General features: G+C 60.5%; 6 protein-coding genes. 3 read left to right on the forward strand and 3 right to left on the reverse strand.

Annotated elements, in window-relative coordinates; genetic code table 11:
* Positions 1–89 precede the first annotated feature (89 nt).
* Entirely contained in the window at positions 90–2,144 is a 2,055-nt protein-coding gene (locus HU811_RS23425) for a S9 family peptidase (protein ID WP_186658357.1), read from the reverse strand.
* A 179-nt stretch (positions 2,145–2,323) separates the two neighbouring features.
* Here HU811_RS23425 and HU811_RS23430 point away from each other — a divergent pair, with 179 nt between their 5' ends.
* The 3 genes from HU811_RS23430 to HU811_RS23440 are packed head-to-tail and all read left to right on the forward strand — an operon-like array spanning position 2,324 to position 4,187.
* Positions 2,324–2,821: an MFS transporter gene (locus HU811_RS23430; RefSeq protein WP_092397383.1), complete on the forward strand. Its 498-nt coding sequence runs from the start codon at positions 2,324–2,326 to the stop codon at positions 2,819–2,821.
* 33 nt (positions 2,822–2,854) lie between these two features.
* Positions 2,855–3,631 carry a class II glutamine amidotransferase gene (locus tag HU811_RS23435; protein WP_186658359.1) on the forward strand — a complete coding sequence of 259 codons (777 nt, stop codon included), beginning with the start codon at positions 2,855–2,857 and terminating at the stop codon, positions 3,629–3,631.
* Positions 3,632–3,644: 13 nt separating this feature from the next.
* A complete protein-coding gene (locus HU811_RS23440) occupies positions 3,645–4,187 on the forward strand; it encodes a DUF2937 family protein (RefSeq protein ID WP_047227932.1) in 543 nt (180 codons plus the stop codon).
* 118 nt (positions 4,188–4,305) lie between these two features.
* Here HU811_RS23440 and HU811_RS23445 read toward each other — a convergent pair whose 3' ends face one another.
* Both HU811_RS23445 and HU811_RS23450 read right to left on the reverse strand, forming a co-directional pair.
* Positions 4,306–5,484, reverse strand: a complete 1,179-nt coding sequence (locus HU811_RS23445) for a vWA domain-containing protein (RefSeq protein ID WP_092458222.1) — start codon at positions 5,482–5,484, stop codon at positions 4,306–4,308.
* A gap of 36 nt (positions 5,485–5,520) precedes the next feature.
* Entirely contained in the window at positions 5,521–6,366 is an 846-nt protein-coding gene (locus tag HU811_RS23450; RefSeq protein ID WP_025212404.1) for an AAA family ATPase, read from the reverse strand.
* Positions 6,367–6,627: the final 261 nt, after the last annotated feature.

Raw genomic sequence — 6,627 nt, forward strand, 5'->3', positions numbered from 1 at the left:
GCTATCGCGAGCAGGCTCGCTCCCACACTGACAGTGGTTGTGTCAGGGCCTCTACATGGAGCTAAGACCCGACCGTCCCACAGAGTTCCTCAGACCAACCCCAAAACCTTCAAAACAAATGCATATTCGAGGGCTACGTCACGTAACCCCTGGTAGCGCCCGCTCATTCCGCCGTGGCCAGCGCCCAGTTCGGTCTTGAGCAGCAAGGGATTGTCATCGGTCTTGGTGGCGCGCAATTTCGCCACCCATTTGGCTGCTTCCCAATACTGCACGCGGCTGTCGTTGTAACCGGCGATCACCAGCAGCGCCGGATACGCCTGGGCCCTGACGTTTTCGTACGGGGCATAGGCCCTGATCCGATCATAGACGGCGGGCTCCTCGGGATTACCCCATTCGTCGTATTCGGTGACGGTCAGCGGCAAGTCCGGGTCGAGCATGGTGTTGAGTACATCGACGAATGGCACTTCGGCAATCGCCACCTTGAACAGGTCCGGGCGTTGATTGAGCACCGCGCCAATCAACAAGCCTCCGGCACTGCCGCCGCTGATTGCCAGTTGATCCGCGCGGGTGAAGCCGTTGGCGATCAAGTGCTCGGCGCAGGCAATGAAGTCGCTGAAGGTGTTGTGCTTGTGCTCCTGCTTGCCGGCGCGATACCAGGCTTCCCCCAATTCACCGCCGCCACGCACATGAGCAATGGCAAACGCTACGCCACGATCGAGCAGGCTCAGTCGTGAGTGGGAGAACCACGGGTCGAGGCTCTCGCCATAGGCGCCGTAGCCATACAGGTACAGCGGCACCGGCTGACCGAGGGCTTCGCGTTTGACCACCAGACTGATGGGCACTTGCGTACCGTCCGGCGCCGTCGCCCACAGCCGTTGACTGACGTAGTCATCGGCATCGAACGGACCGAGCACCGGAGTTTGCTTGAGTACGAGCTGTTCGCCGCTGTCCAGGTCCAGCTGGCGAATCTGCGCCGGGCGGTTCAGCGCCTCGTAGCGCAGGCGAATGCGGGGGCTGACGAACTCCAGGCTGTTCTGCACATGCAGGCTGTAGGCTGCGTCCGGCAGTTGTACCCGATACGCCGGTAAACCTTGTGGGTGAACTTCGATGATCGGTAGGCCGCCTTCACGCAGGCTCAGGGTCATGGCGCTGGCGTTCAGGCTCAGGCCATCGATCATCACCGTATCGCTGTGGGGGATCAGGTTCTGCCAGTCGGCCTCGGTCGGCGCCAGGCCCGTGTCGGCAGCCTGGTACAGCGCGAAGTTGATCCCGTCGCGGTTGCTGCGGATCAACCAGCTCCACTGACCGTCGAGCAAGCCATGGTCGACGTCGTATTCATGGTTCTCCACCCGTGGCGCCAGGCAGGTGAAAGGCTGATGTGGCTGTGCGGCGTCCAGGACCCAGACTTCACTGGTGGTTTTGCTGCCCAGGGACAGGATCAACTGCCGCTCGGAGCTTGAACGGTAGCAATGCAGGAAGAAACGCCCGTCCGGCTCATGGAACACTTCTTCGGCAGCCGTTCCGTCCAGGCGATAGCGCCATAATTTGTGCGGGCGATGGGTGTCATCCAGCTCACCAAAAAACAGCGTCAGGCTGTCATTGGCCCAGGTCATGCTGCCGTCGCAATCCTCAAAGGACAGTTCGCTGACCTTGTCATTGGCCAGCTCTTTGACGAACAGGGTGTAAATCTCGTCGCCGGTGGTGTCGAGGCTGTAGGCCAGGCGCTGGTGGTCGGGGCTGATGCTGAAGGCACCCAGGGAAAAGAACCCTCCGCCGGCCAGCACGTTAGGGTCCAGCAACAATTGTTCGCGGCTTTCATCCACCGTCAGGCTGTCGTCCGCCGGGCGCGGACAGCGGTAGTGACGCGGGTATTCGTCGCCCGCCGTGGTGCGGGTGTAATACAGGTACGGACCCCAGGGCGAGGGCAGGGACAGATCGGTCTCCAGGATCCGGCCTTTGATTTCCTGAAACAGGGTTTCGCGCAGTTCGGCCTGGTCAGCCAGTTGTGCGTCCTGATAGCTGTTTTCAGCCTTGAGGTAGTCGAGCACGGCGTCGGTGTCGCGCTCCTGCAACCAGGCGTAGGGGTCAACACCGGTGTCCCTGCGGGCAATCGGGGCGTTGCAAACGTGGTCAGATAGGGGCATGAAAGGCTCTCGAACGTTGTACGAAATAGGGACTGATGGCCGGTGTGGTTAGTTCGGTCAGCCACCTGCGGCGGCAGAAATTAACCGACAGATACTGCGGCACAGACCACTCGACAGACGCCGGGGCAGCCTGACGAGCGAAAAGCCGTTACTATAAGCGCCTCTTTGCCTGCCTTGCCATGGACACCATGACCGAGAACGACTATCTGATCGCCTGGGGCCTCTATGCCTTCGCCGCCCTGGGCTGCCTGCTGGTATGGATGCGCATGACCCGTTGGATGTGGCGCGGGTTGCGCGAACCGCTGCGTCTGTTGATGGCGGTGCTGCTGTTCAGCCCCACTATCGTCGACCCCGTGAAGGAGCAGGTTGCCCCGGCCCTGGCTATCGTTGCCCTGGACATGCTGTTCAAAGTCGGCAACAACGCCTGGCGTGCGGTGTCCGATCTGTTCATGTACGGCATGATCGCCTTTGGCCTCTATTTGATTCTCGTGCTGATCCGCTTCCCCATCGAGCGTGCAGCCAGCGCTCGCAAGGAAAAAGCCGCTGCCGCCAAAGCCGCTGCTGCGGCCGATGAGCTACAGGATGAGCAACCGTTCGGTGTGGCGGGGGATGACCGTTACGGTCGCCCGCCGGTACCGAGCAATCCTCAGCGTTCGCGTATCGAGCCGCGGCTGTAAACAGGCTTGTCCCATTGAAGCGAGGGTCCGAGCATGTGTGAGTTACTGGGCATGAGCGCCAACGTGCCGACCGATATCGTGTTCAGCTTCACCGGGCTGATGCAGCGTGGCGGCAAGACCGGGCCGCATCGGGACGGCTGGGGCATTGCCTTCTATGAAGGTCGTGGCCTGCGCCTGTTCCAGGACCCGGCCGCCAGCAGCGAGTCGGAAGTGGCGAACCTGGTGCAGCGCTACCCCATCAAGAGCGAAGTGGTGATCGGACACATCCGCCAAGCCAATGTCGGCAAGGTCTGCCTGTCCAACACCCACCCGTTCGTGCGTGAGTTGTGGGGCCGCAACTGGTGCTTCGCCCACAATGGCCAGCTTGCCGATTTCCAGCCGGGCGCAAGCTTCTATCGTCCGGTGGGCGATACCGACAGCGAAGCGGCGTTCTGCGATTTGCTCAACCGCGTGCGCCAGGCGTTCCCGGAACCGGTGGAGGTGGAGCAACTGTTGCCGTCGTTGATCCAGGCCTGCGCCGAATACCGCAGCAAGGGCGTGTTCAATTGCATGCTCAGCGATGGTGACTGGCTGTTCTGCTTTTGCTCGACCAAACTGGTCCATATCACCCGTCGCGCGCCGTTCGGCCCGGCGCGGCTCAAGGATGTGGACGTGATCGTGGATTTCCACGCCGAAACCACGCCCAATGACGTGGTCACGGTAATTGCCACCGAACCCTTGACTGAAAACGAAACCTGGACCCGCTACGAACCGGGCCAATGGAGCCTGTGGCGGCGCGGCGAATGCGTCAGCCATGGCCAGACCGAATAAGGACGTCACGCTTATGTTGCTCAGTTATCTACGGCTGGTGTTGTTCGCGGTAGGCCTGTTGGTGGGGGTGCAGGTGCCGGGTTTCATCAGCGATTACGCCAAGCGGGTCGAGGCGCACCTGATCGAAGCGCAGACCGGACTGAAAGGCTTCCAGGGCACCGCCAACCAGTTTTTCAAGGGCGACATGCAAGCGCTGGTGGCTCACTACCGTGCCAGCGAAGATCCGATCTTTCGCAGTGATGCCGACAGCCTGAACACCTTGCTCGTCCGTCAGCAGGCGTTGGACAAGCAATTCCAGGCAATGCAGGGGCCGTGGTACATCCGTTTGCTGCAAGTGGCACTGGCCGCTGACCCGGAGATTCGCAAAGAAACCTGGAACGGCTACAGCTACCAGATCCTCCTGACCCCCGAGGCGATGATCTGGGGCCTCAGTGGCGCCATGTTGCTGTCGTTCGGCCTGGAGTGCCTGTTCCGCCTGATCGACTGGGTGGTGCTGGGCGGCAGGCGTCTGCGCCAGAGCCGACCGATTGAAGAGCGGGATTTGCGCGGGTTGTAACATCGCTCGGAGGCTGAAAGCATCGCGAGCAGGCTCGCTCCCACATTGGACTTTGTCGTACACGAGACCCTGTGGGAGCGAGCCTGCTCGCGATGAGGCCCTCAAGGGCAGAAAAATCTTACTTGGAAAGCAACCGCATCCCTTCTTCCAGCCCGCGCAAGGTCAGCGGGAACATCCGGTCCTCCACCAGTTCGCGCACGATGTTGGTTGAAGCGGTGTAGCCCCAGGTGTCCTTGGGGTAAGGATTGATCCAGATGAGTTTCTTGTACTTCTCCATGAAGCGCTGCATCCACACGTAGCCCGGTTCTTCGTTCCAGTGCTCGACGCTGCCGCCGGCCTGGGTGATTTCATACGGGGCCATGGCGGCGTCGCCGATGAAGATCACTTTGTAATCGGCGCCATACTTGTGCAGCAAGTCCTGGGTCGAGGTGCGTTCCGAGGTGCGGCGCAGGTTGTTTTTCCACACCGACTCATAGACGAAGTTGTGGAAGTAGAAATACTCCAGGTGCTTGAACTCGGTCTTGCAGGCCGAGAACAGTTCTTCGCAGATTTTTACGTGGGCATCCATCGAGCCGCCGATGTCGAACAGCAACAGCAACTTGACGGTGTTGCGTCGCTCCGGGCGCATCTGGATGTTCAAAAGGCCCGCGTCCCGTGCGGTGTGGTCGATGGTGCCATCGATGTCCAGCTCTTCGGCGGCCCCCTGGCGGGCGAACTTGCGCAGGCGGCGCAGGGCGACCTTGATGTTGCGGGTGCCCAGTTCCACCTGGTCGTCCAGGTTCTTGTATTCGCGCTGGTCCCAGACTTTTACAGCTTTGCCCTGGCGCTTGCCGGCGTCACCGACGCGGATGCCTTCGGGGTTGAAGCCGCCGGAACCGAACGGGCTGGTGCCACCGGTGCCGATCCACTTGTTACCGCCGGCATGGCGTTCCTTCTGTTCTTCCAGGCGTTTCTTGAATTCTTCGATCAGCTTGTCCAGGCCGCCCAGGGATTGGATCTGCGCCCGCTCTTCGTCGGTCAGCGAGCGCTCGAATTCCTTGCGCAGCCAGTCTTCGGGAATCAGGGCCTGGAGGTGATCATCGAGTCTTTCCAGGCCGTTGAAGTAAGCGGCGAAGGCGCGGTCGAATTTATCGAAATGCCGTTCGTCCTTTACCAGGATTGCCCGGGACAGGTAATAGAACTCATCCATGTCGGCGAAGATCACTCGCTGTTTCAGCGCGTTGATCAAATCCAGCAGTTCACGCACCGACACCGGCACCTTGGCGGCGCGCATTTCATTGAACAGGTTAAGCAGCATGGCATTGGCCCTCGCTCTTGTTGAAACGAAGCGGGTTCAGCGGGTGCCACGGCGGCTCATGAACGCCAGGCGCTCGAGCAGTTGCACGTCCTGTTCGTTCTTGACCAGGGCACCGGCCAGGGGCGGAATGGCCTTGGTCGGATCACGCTCGCGCAGCACCGCTTCGCCGATGTTGTCGGCCATCAGCAGCTTGAGCCAGTCCACCAGTTCGGAGGTGGAAGGTTTTTTCTTCAGCCCCGGCACCTTGCGCACGTCGAAGAACACGTCCAGCGCTTCGCTGACCAGGTCTTTCTTGATGTCCGGGTAATGCACGTCGACGATTTTCTGCAGGGTGACGCGGTCGGGGAAGGCGATGTAGTGGAAGAAGCAGCGGCGCAGGAAGGCGTCCGGCAGTTCCTTTTCGTTGTTAGAGGTAATGATGATGATCGGCCGCTGTTTGGCCTTGATGGTTTCATCGGTCTCGTAGACGTAGAACTCCATCTTGTCGAGTTCTTGCAGCAGGTCGTTGGGAAATTCAATGTCGGCCTTGTCGATCTCGTCGATCAACAGAATCACCCGCTCTTCGGACTCGAACGCTTCCCAGAGCTTGCCCTTCTTCAGGTAGTTGCGCACGTCGTGCACCTTGTCCACGCCCAACTGCGAGTCCCGCAGACGGCTGACCGCATCGTATTCATAGAGGCCTTGATGGGCCTTGGTGGTGGACTTGATGTGCCAGGTGATCAGGCGCGCACCGAAGGATTCAGCCAGTTGTTCGGCCAGCATGGTCTTGCCGGTGCCCGGTTCGCCCTTGACCAGCAAGGGACGTTCCAGGGTGATGGCGGCGTTGACGGCCAGCTTCAGGTCATCGGTGGCCACGTAGGCGCGGGTGCCTTCGAACTTCATCTGCAAATCCTCGAACGGTGTCGCCGGCCCGGACGAGGCGGGGCGTGCGAAATAAATGTCGTACCCGACTATAACGCGACGCCCCGGCGACTGTGAACGCAGACGCTGTATTCAGTCTCTGAATGGAGCGTCACATGTTGACTCAGTCTCGGCGGCTTGCCAGAAACGTATCGCCAATTTGGCGATACGTTTCTGGGTTCATGCTTTTCTAACGGTCAGCCGCTCTTGTGACGAGGGAGCTTGCTCCCGCTGGGCTGCGAA

The sequence above is a fragment of the Pseudomonas tehranensis genome (assembly GCF_014268615.1).
GTDB classification, from domain to species: Bacteria; Pseudomonadota; Gammaproteobacteria; order Pseudomonadales; family Pseudomonadaceae; genus Aquipseudomonas; species Aquipseudomonas tehranensis.